Source organism: Agrobacterium sp. AGB01 (assembly GCF_014851585.1).
In the GTDB taxonomy this organism is placed as follows: Bacteria; Pseudomonadota; Alphaproteobacteria; order Rhizobiales; family Rhizobiaceae; genus Agrobacterium.
The window spans coordinates 352,285-368,944 of record NZ_JACVAB010000003.1 but is presented as its reverse complement, the minus strand read 5'-3'; the positions used below and the strand labels follow the sequence as shown (position 1 = coordinate 368,944).

The window sequence follows — 16,660 nt, the reverse complement described above, 5'->3', positions numbered from 1 at the left end:
CAACCCCATAAAGCGATTTGTCATTGCGTATTCTGTAAGAGGTCAAGGCGTCAAGCCATGCCTCTCGTTCGAGATCGGAACAAGCGTACTTGTCATAAAAACAAGTGGGTGACGAGAGCATATAAAAACAGCACTGCATTAGCCGTCAGCAGGCAAAAAACCGCAAAAGAACCAAGGTCTTTAGCATGGCGGCCCGTCGTCGATATCTCCGGGGAAATACGGTCGATGATCTCTTCGACTGCCGTATTCAGTGCCTCAGCCGAGACAAGCGCCAGAAACAGGATGATGGCTGCGCATAGGATCGTCAGGCTAACGCCAAGCGCGAGATAAGCGGCCATCAAGAGCCCGAAGGCAAACACTTCATGGCGGACTGCGGCTTCCTTCCACGCTCGTTTGGCACCCGCTGCGGAATACCGTGTGCCGGCCAGCAAATGCGTGATGCCAGTCAGTTTTGTATAGTCTGGCATTACACTCATGAGACCTGGTTGCTCCGGCAACGGTTGAAGATATCCAGTTTCGGATCGTAGACTGAGGTCTGAACATTCATCATGCTCAGGATGCTATGGAAAAAGTTGTCGTGGGAGTGAACACCAGCCGTTGCTTCCTTTGCCATGCAGGCCCGGTCCAAACCCATGGATCTGGCAAAATCATTATCGAACCAGACGAGGAAGGGGACGTGGGTCTGCTGGTCAGGCGCCAGAAGATACGGCGTGCCATGGAGGTAAAGCCCGTTTTCACCCAATGACTCGCCATGGTCCGACGCATAGATCATGCCCGTTGCCAGTTTGTCAGAGTGGGCTTTCAGCTTGTCGATGATCGTTGCCAGAAAATGGTCGGTGTAGAGAAGGGAGTTGTCATAGGAATTGACGATCTGCGCGTCCGTGCAATTGGCAAGCTCCGCGGTTTCGCAGTCAGGTGTGAACTTCTTGAATTCCGGCGGATAACGCAGGTAATAGGTGGGGCCATGGCTGCCCATCTGGTGCAGGACGACAACGCTGTCCTTGGTGATGGAGTCGAGCCACTTGTCGAGCCGCTCCATGAAAATCTCGTCCTTACATTCGCCTCCAGTGCAGAAACGAGGGTCATTTGTGTCAGCGAGATCGGTGAAATCGATACGATCGGCCACAGCCTTGCTGCCGGTATTATTGTCCCACCATGTGGCGCTGATACCTGCATGGGACAGAACATCCATCACGTTCTCATTGGCGAGACCCTTGGCATGGGTATATTCCGCGCGTGTGAATTTCGAGAACATGCAAGGGATCGATGTTGCGGTTGCCGTACCGCAGCTGGAAGTGTTCGGGAAGTAAACAATATCGCGCTTGGCAAGTTCGGGATTGGTGTCGCGGGCATAACCATTCAGCGAGAAGTTTGCTGCTCTGGCGGTTTCACCGGCAACGATGACGGTCACTCGAGGCTTTCTGACACCACCGGCCGATGCCATGACCTTGGCATCGAGGCCGATTGGCTCTGCAATGATTTTTGCTTCATGTCCGGCCTGCGTCAGGTAATGCACGGTACTTGAAATCGGTGTGAGCGGATTGATGCTTTTCACAATGTCCCGGTGCTGGCGTATGGCGGTCGTGAATGTTTTCGAGTTTGCAAAACCGATGAAACCAACAACTGCCACGCAGCCCAGGACTGTCGCGGTGTTGCGCATCAGTTTCTGCGGAAATGACCGGTGCCGGACGCGCACCAGGGCAAGAAAAAGTATCGGCAATCCGGCAAACATTGCCATGTAGAACACGAAACCCCATGTCAGCAAGTTACCGGCTTCCGCAGGTGTCGTTTCAAACACGTTGCGCACCATGTCGCTGTCCACGATGACGCTAAAGCGATCAATGAACCAGGATGCTGATGCGGCAACAACGATCAGCGATGCCAGAAACGGCTTGATCAGATATTTGACCGAAAAGATCGTGATCATTGCGATGAACAATGCACTCATCGCGACGTAAAGTGCAGTAATCGCAACCGGGTAGGGCGAAAGATAGATGTGTATCTTGCTCCAGAACGTTCTGTTGAGGAAAAACAGCAGATAAAGTGCGCCCAGCGCACTTAAGGTTCCGCTGCCAATAACAGGACGAAACATTTCGATCCTGTCGGTTTTCGCTGTGAGAAACGCCAATTTGCCACCCGTATTTTCGTTTTGATCATAAACCGGGCAATACTCTCCTTCAGATTTTGAAGGTCGTGGGGATGTGCATTTGCAACCGGCTCTGATGGCTAGATGTCCGGCTTTTCTGACACGAACCTGAATGGCAATGGTTGAGTGTGCCAGTCGCGTCGAAAATCGCGTAACTTACAGAAATCAATTCCGCTTTTGGTTGTGATGTTGTAGTTCGATATCTGGCTAACAGATCTGCTGCCTTCGGGTGTGGCTTCTTGACAAAGCCCGGATGTTTGTGAAGGTTGCAACTATGAGTGAACTGGCTGATTGGTTATCTGATGCAAGTCCGATCAGTCGGAAGAACGCCGCTGAATCGGTGTTCGAAGATATTCGTTCTGCAATAACGTCTGGACGTCTGTCGGTTGGTGCTCGGTTGCCATCCGAAAGCAGCCTTGCGGTTCGTTACGGGGTTAGCAGGCCGATTGTGCGTGAAGCTTTGCGCTCGCTGCAAACGCTGGGACTAACGCAAACACGTACGGGCAGCGGTACCTTCATTCTCACATCTACACCCAGCACCGAACTGAGTTACGGCAGTTATTCTGCACGAGATCTGATTGAGGCACGCCCCTTTATCGAGGTTCCTGCTGCTGGATGGGCGGCACTGCGCCGGTCTGATGAGCAGGCTACGGCTTTGCTGCATCTGTGCGACGCTATGGATCGGCAGACAGATCCCCATAAATGGGTGCTGCTGGACTCCGAATTTCATACGTTGATTGCCGAATCGTCCGGGAATGCGGTGTTTGCGAAGATTGTGACTGATGCGCGGGGCGCTATTTCCCAGCAGTCAGAATTGCTGAACATGATGGCCCATCGCCGCGAAGCGTCCAACATTGAACACCGCCGGATTGCTGAAACAATCCAGGCGGGCAATGAGCAGGACGCGATCAAGGCGATGGAGGCGCATCTTGGTCAGGTCAAGCAGGTTGTGACCAGCATTATGGCTGCGGATCGCTCCCGGCAGTCATAGGATCCTGCAAGTTGGCAAGCCGTTCCGGCTTCAGTGCTTCCAGCAACTGTTCAGCGGTCAGGTACCCGCGGTCGAGTACGATTTCAGGGACGTTGCGTCCCGTGCTGAGCGCCTCGCGCGCAATCTGCGTTGCCGCATAATAGCCGATCAGCGGGTTGAGTGCTGTTGCAAGTCCGATAGACTCTTCCAGACGCAAGGCCATGATCGCCGGATTGGCGACGATGCCCTCAACGCACCGTTCTGCCAGTGTCAGGCAGGCGGCACTCAGGTGACTGATGCTGTCGGAGAGCGACCGCACAATGACAGGCTCAAATGCGTTCAGCTGCAATTGTCCGCCTTCCGCTGCCATCGTGATCGTGATGTCGTTGCCGATGACCGTAAACGCCACCTGATTGACGACTTCCGGAATGACCGGATTGACCTTGCCCGGCATGATGCTTGATCCTGCCTGAACCGCGGGCAGGGTGATCTCTCCGATGCCGGCACGCGGACCGGAAGACAATAGTCTTAGATCGTTGCAGGTCTTGGACAGTTTGACGGCGATCCGCTTGAGAACGCCGGACAGGTGGACAAAAGCGCCAGGATCCTGCGTTGCCTCGATCAGGTCGGCTGCCGTGACAAGCGGACGACCGGTCAATTGCGAAAGATGTTCGCAGGCGCGGGCAGCATAACCAGCGGGCGCATTGAGGCCAGTGCCGATAGCCGTGGCGCCAAGATTGATTTCATGCAGGAGTGCGGCCGATTCAATCAATCTGGCTCTGTCTTCACCAAGCATCACTGCAAAAGTACGGAATTCCTGGCCGAGTGTCATCGGGACCGCATCCTGCAACTGCGTGCGGCCGACCTTCAAAATGCTATGGAATTCAACGGATTTTTTCTCAAATGCCTTCTGCAGCACGCCCATGGAATGAGAAAGGGCATCAATTGCTTCGATTAGGCCGACATTGATTGCCGTTGGATAGGCGTCATTGGTCGACTGACTGAGATTGACGTGATCATTCGGGTGAAGGCGTCTGTAGTCACCTTTTTCATGATTCAGCAGTTCAAGGGCGCGGTTGGCAATCACCTCATTGGCATTCATATTGGTTGAAGTGCCAGCGCCGCCCTGTATTGCATCAACGACAAACTGGTCGTGCAATGCGCCATCACGAATTTCACGGCAGGCTTTGACAATCGCTTCCAGTCGTTCCTGATCCAGCAGACCAAGCTCGTGATTGGCCAGTGCCGCAGCCTCCTTTACGTAGGCAAGGCCACGAATGAGGTAAGGGTAATGACCGATAGGTGTTCCGGTTATCTGGAAATTTTCTACGGCGCGTGCCGTGTGTACACCCCAATAAACATCTGTTGGAATTTCTTTTGGACCGAGCAAATCGTGCTCCGTACGCGTCGTGACCACATTGTCCTCCTATGGATCGTGACCTAATCTGTATAGCTGTAAGACAGATCGTGATTTGTGTATTCCGGTCCGTTGCAAAGGTCAACTGAACAGAATCCGGCTTGACGTCGGGCCCATGCTGCGAATATGAGAAAAATATCTGTCATACAGCATTACAGCATGCCAATTGAAATACGGTCCAGCGCAGCCTCCCACGGACGGCAAGGCGACACCGCATTCGCACTCGAAAGTGTAAATCACGATCCATTGCACACAGGGCTCAGAGGGAGGAGCTATGTCAGTCGAAAATCTTCAGAAAACATCCGATGACCGAGCGGTCTTTGCCGAGGAAGACCTCGGATACCATAAGGCGCTGAAACCGCGTCAAATCCAGATGATCGCAATCGGTGGCGCCATCGGCACCGGGCTCTTCCTTGGCGCTGGTGGGCGGTTGGCCATGGCCGGACCGGCGCTGGTATTCGTCTATGCGCTTTGCGGTTTCTTCGCATTTCTAGTGCTGCGCGCACTGGGTGAGCTTATCATGTACCGGCCAAGTTCCGGTTCCTTCGTGTCTTACGCACGCGAGTTCTACGGCGAGAAAATGGCCTTTGCCGTTGGCTGGATGTATTGGCTGAACTGGGCCATGACATCGGTGGCGGACGTTACGGCCGTTGCGCTCTACATGAACTTTTTCAAGCAATATGTTCCGTGGCTTGCTGGCATCGACCAGTGGGTCTTCGCGCTAAGTGCCCTGATCATCGTTCTTGCCATGAACCTTCTTTCAGTAAAGGTGTTTGGTGAGCTGGAATTCTGGTTCAGCCTTATCAAGGTGTTGGCGCTGGCGACATTTCTGGTGGTTGGCGTCTATTTCGTCATCTTTGGAACGCCGATTGAAGGCCACACTGTCGGTTTCAGTTTGATAACGCAGAATGGCGGCTTCTTCCCCAACGGGATATTGCCAGCATTTGTGATTATTCAAGGTGTCGTCTTTGCCTATGCATCGATTGAGCTCATTGGCACGACTGCTGGTGAAACGGAAGATCCGCGCAAGGTCATGCCACGCGCAATCCGCACTGTGGTTATCCGCCTTCTGGTGTTTTATGTCGGCTCAGTACTACTGCTTTCACTGCTGTTGCCGTACAGCGCCTATAAGGCGGGTGAGAGCCCGTTCGTGACATTCTTCGGTGCTATTGGCATTGAAGGCGCTGATGTCATCATGAACCTCGTTGTTCTGACGGCGGTGCTGTCTTCGCTGAATGCGGGCCTTTATTCCACCGGTCGTATTTTGCACTCCATGGCAATTTCCGGTTCCGCACCTGCGGCACTTGCCAAGATGAACAAGGCAGGCGTGCCCTATGGCGGCATTGCAGTGACGGCTGTTGTGACTGTGATCGGCGTCATTTTGAATGCGATTGTTCCTGCTGCAGCATTTGAAATCGCGCTTAATCTTTCGGCCCTCGGCATTATCTGTGCATGGGGTGTTATCATTCTTTGCCAGCTGAAGCTGTGGCAGCTTTCTCGTCGTGGCCAGTTGACCCGCCCTGACTTCCGCATGTTTGGCGCGCCATACACAGGTATTCTCACGCTTATCTTCCTGTTCAGCGTGCTTGTTCTCATGGCCTTTGACTACCCGGCGGGAACATGGACAATTGCTTCCATCTTGATAATCGCTCCGGCGCTTGTCATAGGGTGGTATCTGCTTCGTGATCGAATCCAGCAAATCGCTAACGAGCACAATCAATCTGACGTTCCAAGCAAGCGGGGCCTGCTGTGAAGTCGCAAAACGTTCTTCCGCTGGTGGCGGTAATCGCCACTGGTGGTACGATTGCAAGCAAAAAAAGTGAGGACGGATCGAGCAAGCCGTCCCTCACGGGCGAAAACCTGTTGTCTGTTCTGCCGGACATGCAGGCAAGGTTAAAGCCGGTCGAGCTGATGGCGAAAGATTCGTCCAGCCTGACACTCGCCGACATGCAAGACATCAGTGATGAGGTTGGTAGGCAACTGCTTGACCCTGACATCGCTGGTGTTGTCATTCTCCATGGTACGGACGCCATGGAGGAGACTGCTCTTCTGGTGCATCTTCAGCACAAACTGAACAAGCCGGTTATCTTGACCGGTGCGCAGTTTACCGCAGACCATCCTGACACCGATGGTCCGGCCAATCTGGCGGCGGCGATTGCTCTGGCTGTTGACCCTGCCAATGCAAAGCACGGTGTTCTCTTGGGCTTTGGCGGCAGTGTGTTGTCAGCATGGGGTTTATACAAATACTCCGCTGACGAAGCCGATGCGTTCCGACTTGCGCGGCCTGATATCTGTCCAACGCTGGACACCTTTGAAAAACCTGTCAGCAATATCCGCGTTGATATCGCTGCAATTTACCCGGGCTGTCATGCTACACATCTCGATGCCAGTCTCATTGCTGGTGTCGACGGTATTGTGCTGGCTGCGCTGGGCTCTGGTAACGCCAACCCGGATGTGGTCCAGGCCGTCAAACGCTGCAGCGACACTGGTATTCCTGTCGTCGTTTCCAGCCGCGTTCCGACCGGTCTACTGGTGCCTGGCTACGGTGGTGGCGGTGGCGGTTATGACATGGGGGCAGCGGGGGCCGTGCATTCCAAAACACTACGGCCCGGTCAGGCAAGAGTTCTACTTGCCGTTCTGGTTGCCAATGGTGTGACCGCAGAGGTGATCGCCAATTATTTCGGTGATCTGTAACGGCCTGCAATAGCTTTCGGCACTGCCCGAAAATGCGGCCTTTGGCCGCTTTTTCTTTTTGATCAATTGAATAGCGCGATCCGCTAAACCATTTTCGTCAGGCAGCTTCCGCTGCATCAATACGTGCCATGCCGCCAACCACATCGGCAAAGTCACGCCACACGGCAGTGGCACCGCCCCGCCATTGATCGAGTGCTTCTGGCTCAAAAACCTGTCCGCCCAAGGATGAGGCTACCTTCATTGACGCTGTTTCATCTTCAACGATCAGCTGGTTGAAGTAGTCGGAGCCAGCAGCTGTCTCCTCCGACAAAACGGTCTTTTCCTCATCCGACAGTCCGCTCCAGAACATGCTGGAGAAATACACGACACCGGATGCGCGTATATGTCCGGTCTGTGTCATGCAGGGCACGACCTCGTAAAGTTTGAAACCGGCATAGGCGGATTTCGTCAAATCCATAGCGTCAGCCACGCCAGATGCCAGTGCATTGTAGGTTTCGGTGATAGGGATGCCGACCGGTACCGCGCCAAAAGAGCTCCAGAGTTTTGTGTGCAGCGGGCCTTGAATAACTCGGATTTTCTTGCCTGCTATATCCTGCGGTGTGCGGGCCGGTTCTTTTGTCAGAAGATGGCGTGCGCCGTAATCGATAAACCCGCCAACCACAAATTGCTGCTGCAGCAGTTCTCCCTTCAGGCTTTGGCCGATATCGCTGTTGACGACACGTCTGAGATGCTCCGCATCGCGAAACAGGAAGGGCAGGTCGAGAAGCTGCAACTGCGGTACCCAACCCGAGAGGGCTGAGACCGTGGAGAGGCTGGCCTGCACGGAACCAAGCCGCATGCTTTCAGCGACTTCCTTTTCGCCGCCCAATGCGCCATTTGCAACGATGTTAAAACGGAAGCGGCCCGGCAGGCGCGTTTCCACCTGTTTTGCGATCTGGCGCCAAATCCTGGTTTCCGGTTTGTCCTCTCCCAACAGCGATGCGACGGTTATTGTCTGGGTACGGGCGAAGGCCGGTCTCATCAGGACGGGTAGAGGCAGCGTGGCTGTTGCGATGCCAAGGCTTTTCAAAAACATGCGGCGAGAAAATCTATGCACGGAAAGTATCCTTTCAGCGGAAAACAAGCGCGCAGGCGCAAAGAATGGTGAGGGAGACCAAAAGCGCGGTCAGATAGGGGAGAACGGCGCGAAACAGGGAGGACGCAGGCACTTTCGTCACGCCGCTCACCACAAAAATCAACATGCCGATGGGCGGCGTCAGCCCGTGGATCATCAGGTTCACAACCAGAATGACGCCGAAATGAATGGGATCAATGCCAGCCGCGACCGCAGCAGGCAGGAGGATGGGACCAAACAGCAGAATGGCTGCGCCAATGTCTAGCACCAGACCGGCTGCAAGCAGTACGAGATTGGCCAGGAGCAGCACGGCAAAGGCACTGCCGCCAAGCATGGCTACAAAATCCATGACGTGGCCGGCCACGCCATCGGTTGCGAGCAGGAATGCAAATGGTGCGGCTGTCCCGATCAGTAGCCCAATGGCAGCCGCCTCGGTTGCGGCTTGGCGAAACACACCATAAAGCGCTTTGCCACCTTTCCTGGCAAAAAATGCGAGGGCAAAGGTATAGGCCGCAGCGAGAGCGGAGGCTTCCGTTGTGGTGACAATGCCAAAGCGAATGCCGGCGACGACAATAACACCCAGGCCAAAGGCCGGAATGGCTGCAAATGCTGCCTGCCGACGTTCTTTTGCCGGGGCAGGGAGGCGCTTGTTTTTTTCGCGTACGGTCAGATGAATGGCGATTGCCAGACAGCATGCCATGACGCCGCCCGCAAAAAAGCCTCCGACCAGCAAGGAGCCTATCGAGAGGTTTGTTGCAGCGGCTAGAATAAGAAACGCGATCGATGGCGGGATGACGTTATCCAGCACGGAGGTTGCGGCGATAATGGCGCCTGCCTGTGCAGGTGGATATCCGTGCCGCAAAAGCTCCCGCTGGAAGGTCGATGCTCCAAACGCCGCGTTGGCGACCGAAGAACCTGACGCGCCCGAGAAAAGGACGCTGGTCAACAATACGGTTTGTGCCAGACCGGCTCGTTTGTGACCCACCAGTGTCTGGGCAACATGCACCAGTCTTTGTGCGGCGCCTGATACACCAAGCAAGCCGCCGGTCAGCAGAAAAAATGGAATGGCCAACAGTAGAAATTTCGACATGCCCGTGACCGTTGTCGAAACAATAGCCTGTTCCGGCAGGGAACTGCCAAACGAAATGGCCAGATAGGCAGCAACGAGAAATGCATGGGCAAGCGGCGCCGCCAGCAATAAACCTGCCCCTGCGATGAGTGCCAGATAGAGGCTGGCGGGAAATGGCGTGTCGATAAAGACCAGCTGAACGGCGCTGTAGAGGAGAGTTCCGAAAAGTAGCGCAGCAAGGCCTGTCCGCCATTGCCCGGCTGCCAGCCAGCGAAGCGACATTATGATCAACAACAATGCGCCGCCGATGCCGATAAAGCCGAAACGAATCCATTCCGGTAGGCCAAGCGTCGGTGAGTAGCCGCCAAGCATCGTGCTTATGTTGACAGCGCCAAAGGTCAGGACAAGCGCTGCCATGACACTGATGCTATCAGCCGCGATACGTGTCAGTGCACGCCCTCTTTCGGGCAACACGCGGACCAGCACATCAAAACGCATTGCCAATGCGCCAGTGACACTGAGCGGTGCAGCAAGCGCGATGAGGGCGATATGCAGCCAGATGCCAAGATCTTCGACGCCGACAATGCCGGTATGGAAAAAATAGCGCATGCCGGCAGTGGCAAGAACAGTGACCAGCATGATGGCAAGGACGATAACAGCAAGTGCGCCGAGCATTGCTTCTATGGCGTCGCTGAGACGCTGCGCAACACACCTGATGTTATCGTCTCGCCAGACCATATTTACCACCAGCCGTGAAAATGGTGTACGGGTCCGCGACCGTGCCCAATTGAAAGGCCGACACCCGCTTGCAGTGCCTTGTGCAGATAGTCCTTCGACTGCTCCACCGCATTGGTCAGTGAATATCCTTTGGCAAGATGCGCGGTGATTGCGGCCGCCAGAGTGCATCCGGTGCCGTGATCATTGTTGGTGTCGATACGCGGTGCGGAAAAGACTTGGACTTCGTTGCCATCGAACAGAAGATCGGTGCTGTCAGGACCGTTACCGTGTCCGCCCTTGATCAGCACCGCACGTGCCCCTGCCTTCAGGATGACGTCTGCTTGGCGCGCCATCTCACTCTGGTTTGCAGCGATGGGCAGACCAGTCAACAGCGCCGCTTCTGGCAGATTGGGCGTGACGACGGCTGCAAGCGGGACAAGGTCTTGCTTCAGTGTTTCTATTGCTTCCTGTTGTAAAAGCCGGTCGCCGGAGGTTGCAACCATCACCGGATCGAGAACCACGCTGCGTTGGTAGTGGCGCAGTCGCTCTGCAATGGCCAAAATTGTCTCCGACCGGGACACCATGCCGATCTTGACGGCGTTGACATCGAGGTCGGAAAAAATAGCATCCATTTGCGCGACAATTAAGGGTACGGAAATGTCTTCAACAGCCGTCACGCCCTTGGTGTTCTGGGCGGTGATTGCGGTCAGTACACTGGCGGCATAAGTACCAAGCGCTGAGAATGTCTTGATGTCAGCCTGAATGCCGGCCCCGCCTCCACTATCGGAACCTGCAATGGTCAAAGCAATGGCGGTCATTAGCGTTTCTCCGCCAGTGTAGCATCCACCGCGTCACGGAAGCTGCGTGTTGCCCCCGCAATGTCATTGGCTCTGAAAATTGCTGAGATAACCGCGATGCCATCGGCACCGGCCGCTACGACCTCTGGTGTTCTTGCCAAATCGATACCGGCAATGGCGCCGACCGGTAGTTCGGGTCGCTGCTGACGCAGTGCTGCCCGCAACGCACTGAAACCGTCAATGCCGACCGGCAGGTCAGGATTGATTTTCGATACGGTTTCGAACACGCCACCAATGCACGCATAGTCGACAGGGGCCGCTGCCGCGCGTGCAGCGTCCTTGGCATTTTTGACGGTAAGTCCGATGATTGCCTCGTTGCCCAAAATGCTGCGTGCCGTCTCCGCATCCATGTCGTCCTCACCCAGATGCACCCCATCTGCAGCCGCCGCCAGCGCCACATCAACGCGGTCGTTGATGACAAGCGGGACGCCGCTTGTTTTGAGCGCGGCTATAATCTCCTTGGCCCGTTCGATCATCAAACGGGTGGATGCCATCTTGTCGCGGTATTGAAGCAGTGTTGCGCCGTTTTCGGCCGCGATACGGGCGAGTTCCGGCAGCGGGGCGATATCGATCAGGGAGCCATCGACCAACGCGTTCAGGCGATAATCAACCTTCGTCATGTTCTATCCTTGCATGGGAAATAATGTCCTGACGGCCAATGGCCGACAGCATGTCGAGAAATGCCGGCTCGAATGTGCCGGGACCGTTCGCGTAGACTGCGGCCTGCTCTGCAGAAATTCCCGTCACACACAGCGCCGCACTGGCCGCCTGCAGCGCGTCTGGCTCTACCGCTAGGAACGCGGCGATTATGCCGCCGGAAAGGCAGCCTGTTCCGGTCACCTTCGCCATCCATGGATGACCGTTGGAAATACGGACCGATCGATTTGCAAGAGACAAATGGTCTTGCGGACCGGTTTGAATTCGCAAGCTGTTGCCTGTGTCGTCAAACAGCGCCATTTCAGCCGCATTGCCGCGGATGATGGTTGGCGAATGTTGCAGAAGATCCCTCGCAAAGGCCAGTCGCGACGGAGAGTAATCGCAGTGAACGGGGTCAACGATCCAAGGTTTGCCATGCGCATTGGCCACCTGCACAGCAAGCAGTATAACCTTGCGACGTTCCGCATCCAGCGTGCCGAGATTAATGGTCAACGCATCGGCTTTAAGAACAAAACTTTCGATTTCCTCCATCGACGATGTCATCGAAGGAATGGCGTCGACCGCCGTAATGCCATCGGCGGTGAATTTCTGCACGACGGTGTTCATAAGGCAATGGACGCGAGGGCGGCTTCGCCGCACCCGCTCGAGAACATCGGCTGCCTTTTCAGCTGATATTGTATGGGCCGTAGTCATTGCAATTCCACCGCAAGGTCTTCAACGGCAGGCACCTGTTTCACCAGTTCCATGTCCTGCATGAACTGGCCGAAACGTTCGTACCGTGCGCGATCCAGTGCCGAGGGGCGTTTGGCAAAACGCGGCAGGGTGTCGATGAATGCCTGGCGGTTCAGGTCATCATTGAGGTTGGGGTAGGCTTTGATGAACAGTTCCCATGCTTCCTGCGGGTGGTTTGTGATGAAGATCGAGGCTTGTTCGACGGCATCAAGGAAACGCGGAAGGCGACTGTCCGAAACAAGATCTTTGTTGGTGATGAAGATCAGTTCGTCATAAGCGGGAACACCATGCTCCTCAGGGAAGAAGGAATACCCTTTATGGCCTGCCAGCTTCATCTGGGTGAGTTCAAAGTTGCGGAAGCCGCCAAGTGTCGCATCGACCTTGCCGCTGATCAGCGAAGGTGACAGCGAGAAGTTGACATTGATAAGCTCAACATCGTCACGGCTAACACCTTCCTTCTCAAGCATGCGCTTCAGCATGGCATCTTCGAAACCGGATACAGAAAAACCGATCTTTTTGCCCTTTAGGTCCTTCAGGCTTTTGATCGGCCCATCAGCCAGAACCGTCACGGTGTTAAGCGGTGTTTCGACAAGTGTTCCAAAGCGCAGGATCGGTAGACCGGCAGCGTTATCGAGATAGAGGTTTGGCTGATAATGCACGCCAATGTCTGCCTGTTTGGCGGCGACCAGGCGCGGAACGGAAGATGGATCGGCTGGTGGTACCAGCTCGACTTCCAGCCCTTCAGCTTTGAAGATACCGCGCTCAGCGGCGATGACCATCGGCGCATGATCAGGATTGACGAACCATTCAAGCATCACTGTCAGCTTGTCGGCGGCATGTGTCACGGGTGCGGGAAGGATCGTTGCAAGTGCGATTGAAAGAGAAAGGGCAAGTTTCTTCATCAGGCATGTTTCCTTGATGGATTGAGAAATGGCAGGGAATGTTGGGTCTCGACCGCCCATGGGGTGAGCCCTGTGGTGACACGGTCGATAAAAAGGCGAGACAGCACGGTCAGAACCGCAAGAATGGCCATCGCTGCAAAAACCGTATCGGTTTGCATACGGGCATTGGCCTGCACCATGACAAAACCAAGCCCTGAGGACGCGCCGACCCATTCGCCGATGACGGCACCAAGGGGTGCGAGCGGCGCTGCGACCCGCAGGCCAGAAATCAACCCCGGCAGCGCAAGTGGCACCCGTAACCGCAGCAGGATCTGCCAGTGTGTTGCCTGTGTGAGCGCTGCGGCATCCAGGATTGCTCTTTCCGTGCGTTGCAGGCCGTCATTGAAGGCCGAGGCGACAGGAAAGAAGATGATCAGCGTCGTCATCGCTACCTTCGAGGCCATGCCGAAGCCGAGCCACAGCACAAGGATGGGAGCAAGGACGAACACGGGAAATGCCTGCAGGATCAGCAGCGTTGGCCAGACCAGCTTTCCAAGTCTCGGAAATGCTGCTGTTGCGAAAGCTGTCCCAACGCCAAACACTGTGCCCAACACAAGGCCAACCACCATTTCAGTAAGGGTGATCAGGCTGTTTTCGAGCAAGTAGATAGGCTGCCGTGACAACGCCGTAACGACGTCATAGGGTGAGGGCAGAATATAATGCGCTGGGGCGAACAGCCACGTGCCGACCTGCCAGCCAACGACCAGCAACAGCACGCCGCAAACGGCGAATGAGACACGCATTTTGGTTTATACGAAACGATAAACCAAATGAGGAGGATGGCCGCGAACGGCACCTATAGCAATCTTGAATGTCATCTACGATCTCCAGACTTGTGACAATCACGGAGATCCAGGCAAGCGGAGAAGAGAAAAGGGGGCTTTATGCCGCTGTTTCCGTTCCTACGCCGGTACGACCCGGATCAGGTTCAAGGGTCCGGCTCACCGCCATCTCAGCATCGTAGGATGCCCCCCTCGGAATAGGTGCAAATTGTCGCGTTTTTGCCCTGCTGTCAATGAGATTGCTACTTGTACATGAAAACTGTCGAACATACTGTTTTTAAGGCGTTTTTTATAACGCTTGGACTGGTTGTAACCGAAAGTTATACAAGTTTTTAATAAATTTCTTTCTATAACGATGTTGAACGACACCTTCCGGGGCTGCATGACGCTTGTTGTTTGAGCTTTTAGTCGAAGCATAGTTTTCCCACAAAAATCGATGTCGGAATGCCGCAGCCTGCGGCACAGTATTCCGCTTGTCCTTTCGTTCTAGGAAGTCCAACATGTTGAAAAACCTCAGCATCAAGTGGAAGATACTTTCCACCTTGTTCATGCTCGGCTTGGTTTCGTTTGGTGGTTTTACATTCATTACCGCCAAGTTCAGTGATGCAAACTCCAGCTACCTTGGCTTCATCGACAAGGAGGCAACCTCCGCCATGATGAGCGCCCGTGCCGCTTCCGGTATCTGGACGTCGGTTGTCTGGGCGGAGCGTATGCTGCAAATGGATGCTCAGCATCCTGGCCTGCCGGAGATGCGCGAACGCTTCGCCTCCAACTTCAAGCTTGCCAAGGATCGTCTGGCCGCCGTGCCAGCGTCGGTTCCAAGCCGCAAGGACGACATCGAGAAGTTGCTTGCTTCGACCAACGAACTGCAAACCATGTATGAAAAAATGCTGCAGTTGCATTTCGGCGGCAATGGCGCAGAACTGCCAGCCATGCAGTCAAAGCTGGAAACACTGCTGAAGCAGGTTTCGGATCAGGCCGGTGCCAACAACACCGCACTGTCGCAGCTTTTGGACAATGGCAGCAAGTCGCTTTCCGCATCGATCGGCTCGACGATTACACAGAGCTTCATCTTTATGTGTGTTGGTCTGGTGGCTGCAGTTTGTTTTGCGATTTACGTCGCTCACGCTGGCATCACAGCGCCAATGGTTCGCCTGCGCGAACGCATGCAGACACTGGCGAGTGGCGATGTGAAGGCTGAAATTGACGGCCTCGACCGCAAGGACGAAATTGGCAACATGGCGGCCGCAGTGGCCGTGTTCCGCGACAACGCCATTGAGCGTGGTCGCCTGTCACGTCAAGCTGATGAAGATCGCGTCAGCACCGAGAATGAGCGCGCTGAACGCGAGCAGCAAAAGGTCTTGGAAGCAGCGGAAATTCAGAAAGCTGTCGATACGCTGGGTGCCGCGCTTGGCAAACTGGCTGACGGCGATCTGGCCGCGCGTATCGCACAGCCATTTAACGGCCAGCTGGACACACTGCGTCAGAACTTCAATCATTCGGCAGAAAAGCTTGATCTGGCAATGCAGAGCGTTGGTACAAATGCCCGCGCCATCGATGCTGGTGCCAATGAAATCCGCTCGTCTGCTGACGACCTTTCCCGCCGCACAGAGCAGCAGGCTGCTTCTGTTGAAGAGACAGCCGCCGCTCTGGAAGAAATCACCACGACGGTCAAGGATTCCGCCAAGCGCGCAGAAGAGGCACGCCACCTGGTTTCCCGTACCCGTCAGGAAGCAGAAAAGTCTGGTGAAGTGGTCCGTGAAGCCGTCACCGCAATGGAGCAGATCGAAAAGTCCTCCAGCGAAATCGGTAACATCATCGGTGTTATCGATGACATCGCCTTCCAGACCAACCTGCTTGCTCTGAACGCGGGTGTCGAAGCGGCCCGAGCCGGTGAAGCCGGTAAGGGGTTTGCTGTTGTGGCGCAGGAAGTTCGTGAACTTGCACAGCGCTCCGCAAATGCCGCAAAGGAAATCAAGTCGCTGATCACGGCCTCGACATCGCATGTCGAAACCGGGGTTCACCTTGTCGACCAGACAGGCAAGGCGCTGGACGCGATCGTTGCTCAGGTTCAGGAAATCAACCAGCATGTTCACGCGATTGCTGAGGCAACCCGCGAACAGTCGGTTGGTCTTCAGGAAATCAACACCGCCGTCAACACCATGGATCAGGGCACACAACAGAACGCCGCCATGGTCGAAGAAACAACGGCAGCAAGCCATGGTCTTGCAACGGAAGCCACTTCCCTTAACTCGCTGCTCGGCCAGTTCAGACTGACAGGCACTGGCGGTATGGCTGGTTTCGCAAGGCCTGCTGCTCCTCGCGCCGCCGCTTCGGTTTCGCGACCTGTCTCACCGGCACCGGTGGCAGCATCGACAAAGTCCAGACCGATTGCGTCTCCAGCACGTGCACTGGGCAATAAGTTGGCGAGCGCCTTCGGCGGTGGTTCATCTGCCGCTGCGACTGCAGCCAAGGAAGCGGACTGGACAGAATTCTGAGCCTCCAAGATTTTTGAGAACGAAAAATGCCGCCGCCTCAATCTCTGGGGCGGCGGTTTTCTTTTG

The 16,660-nt window shown here is 55.1% G+C and carries 14 protein-coding genes and 1 riboswitch; of the genes, 4 read left to right on the top strand and 10 right to left on the bottom strand.

Annotated elements, in window-relative coordinates; translation table 11 throughout:
- Positions 1-92: 92 nt before the first annotated feature.
- Positions 93-476, bottom strand: coding sequence for a diacylglycerol kinase (locus IB237_RS13500; RefSeq protein WP_192489180.1), 384 nt, complete (start codon positions 474-476; stop codon positions 93-95).
- Positions 473-2,092 carry a phosphoethanolamine transferase gene (locus IB237_RS13495; protein WP_192489179.1) on the bottom strand — a complete coding sequence of 540 codons (1,620 nt, stop codon included), beginning with the start codon at positions 2,090-2,092 and terminating at the stop codon, positions 473-475. Before IB237_RS13495 ends, IB237_RS13500 begins: the two co-directional genes overlap by 4 nt.
- A 328-nt stretch (positions 2,093-2,420) precedes the next feature.
- Here IB237_RS13495 and IB237_RS13490 point away from each other — a divergent pair, with 328 nt between their 5' ends.
- A complete protein-coding gene (locus IB237_RS13490) occupies positions 2,421-3,137 on the top strand; it encodes a FadR/GntR family transcriptional regulator (RefSeq protein ID WP_192489178.1) in 717 nt (238 codons plus the stop codon).
- On the opposite strand, the gene IB237_RS13485 is transcribed toward IB237_RS13490, so the two are convergent.
- Positions 3,106-4,533, bottom strand: a complete 1,428-nt coding sequence (locus IB237_RS13485) for an aspartate ammonia-lyase (protein ID WP_192489177.1) — start codon at positions 4,531-4,533, stop codon at positions 3,106-3,108. The genes IB237_RS13490 and IB237_RS13485 overlap by 32 nt on opposite strands.
- A 274-nt stretch (positions 4,534-4,807) precedes the next feature.
- Here IB237_RS13485 and IB237_RS13480 point away from each other — a divergent pair, with 274 nt between their 5' ends.
- Both IB237_RS13480 and IB237_RS13475 read left to right on the top strand, forming a co-directional pair.
- Positions 4,808-6,286 carry an amino acid permease gene (locus IB237_RS13480; RefSeq protein WP_192489176.1) on the top strand — a complete coding sequence of 493 codons (1,479 nt, stop codon included), beginning with the start codon at positions 4,808-4,810 and terminating at the stop codon, positions 6,284-6,286.
- The gene (locus IB237_RS13475; RefSeq protein WP_192489175.1) at positions 6,283-7,227 is read left to right on the top strand and encodes an asparaginase; all 945 of its coding nucleotides are present in this window, start codon (positions 6,283-6,285) and stop codon (positions 7,225-7,227) included. The genes IB237_RS13480 and IB237_RS13475 overlap by 4 nt, the downstream gene beginning before the upstream one ends.
- A gap of 97 nt (positions 7,228-7,324) precedes the next feature.
- Here the strand turns inward: IB237_RS13475 and IB237_RS13470 are convergent, their stop codons facing one another.
- The 7 genes from IB237_RS13470 to IB237_RS13440 are packed head-to-tail and all read right to left on the bottom strand — an operon-like array spanning position 7,325 to position 14,057.
- A complete protein-coding gene (locus IB237_RS13470; RefSeq protein WP_192489174.1) occupies positions 7,325-8,323 on the bottom strand; it encodes a TRAP transporter substrate-binding protein in 999 nt (332 codons plus the stop codon).
- 13 nt (positions 8,324-8,336) lie between these two features.
- Complete coding sequence (locus tag IB237_RS13465; protein WP_192489173.1) at positions 8,337-10,148, bottom strand: TRAP transporter large permease subunit; 1,812 nt, start codon at positions 10,146-10,148, stop codon at positions 8,337-8,339.
- Between the two features lie 2 nt (positions 10,149-10,150).
- Positions 10,151-10,945, bottom strand: a complete 795-nt coding sequence (thiD, locus tag IB237_RS13460) for a bifunctional hydroxymethylpyrimidine kinase/phosphomethylpyrimidine kinase (protein ID WP_192489172.1) — start codon at positions 10,943-10,945, stop codon at positions 10,151-10,153.
- Positions 10,945-11,604 (bottom strand): thiamine phosphate synthase, encoded by a 660-nt coding sequence (gene thiE, locus IB237_RS13455; protein WP_192489171.1) that lies wholly within the window; start codon positions 11,602-11,604, stop codon positions 10,945-10,947. The genes thiD and thiE overlap by 1 nt, the downstream gene beginning before the upstream one ends.
- Entirely contained in the window at positions 11,591-12,334 is a 744-nt protein-coding gene (locus tag IB237_RS13450; protein WP_192489170.1) for a hydroxyethylthiazole kinase, read from the bottom strand. The genes thiE and IB237_RS13450 overlap by 14 nt, the downstream gene beginning before the upstream one ends.
- The gene (locus IB237_RS13445) at positions 12,331-13,275 is read right to left on the bottom strand and encodes an ABC transporter substrate-binding protein (protein WP_192489169.1); all 945 of its coding nucleotides are present in this window, start codon (positions 13,273-13,275) and stop codon (positions 12,331-12,333) included. Before IB237_RS13445 ends, IB237_RS13450 begins: the two co-directional genes overlap by 4 nt.
- Positions 13,275-14,057: an ABC transporter permease gene (locus tag IB237_RS13440; RefSeq protein ID WP_192489168.1), complete on the bottom strand. Its 783-nt coding sequence runs from the start codon at positions 14,055-14,057 to the stop codon at positions 13,275-13,277. The genes IB237_RS13445 and IB237_RS13440 overlap by 1 nt, the downstream gene beginning before the upstream one ends.
- A gap of 139 nt (positions 14,058-14,196) precedes the next feature.
- Positions 14,197-14,299: riboswitch (TPP riboswitch) on the bottom strand.
- A 297-nt stretch (positions 14,300-14,596) separates the two neighbouring features.
- Between IB237_RS13440 and IB237_RS13435 the strand changes: the two genes are divergently transcribed.
- Positions 14,597-16,594 carry a methyl-accepting chemotaxis protein gene (locus tag IB237_RS13435; protein ID WP_192489167.1) on the top strand — a complete coding sequence of 666 codons (1,998 nt, stop codon included), beginning with the start codon at positions 14,597-14,599 and terminating at the stop codon, positions 16,592-16,594.
- Positions 16,595-16,660: the final 66 nt, after the last annotated feature.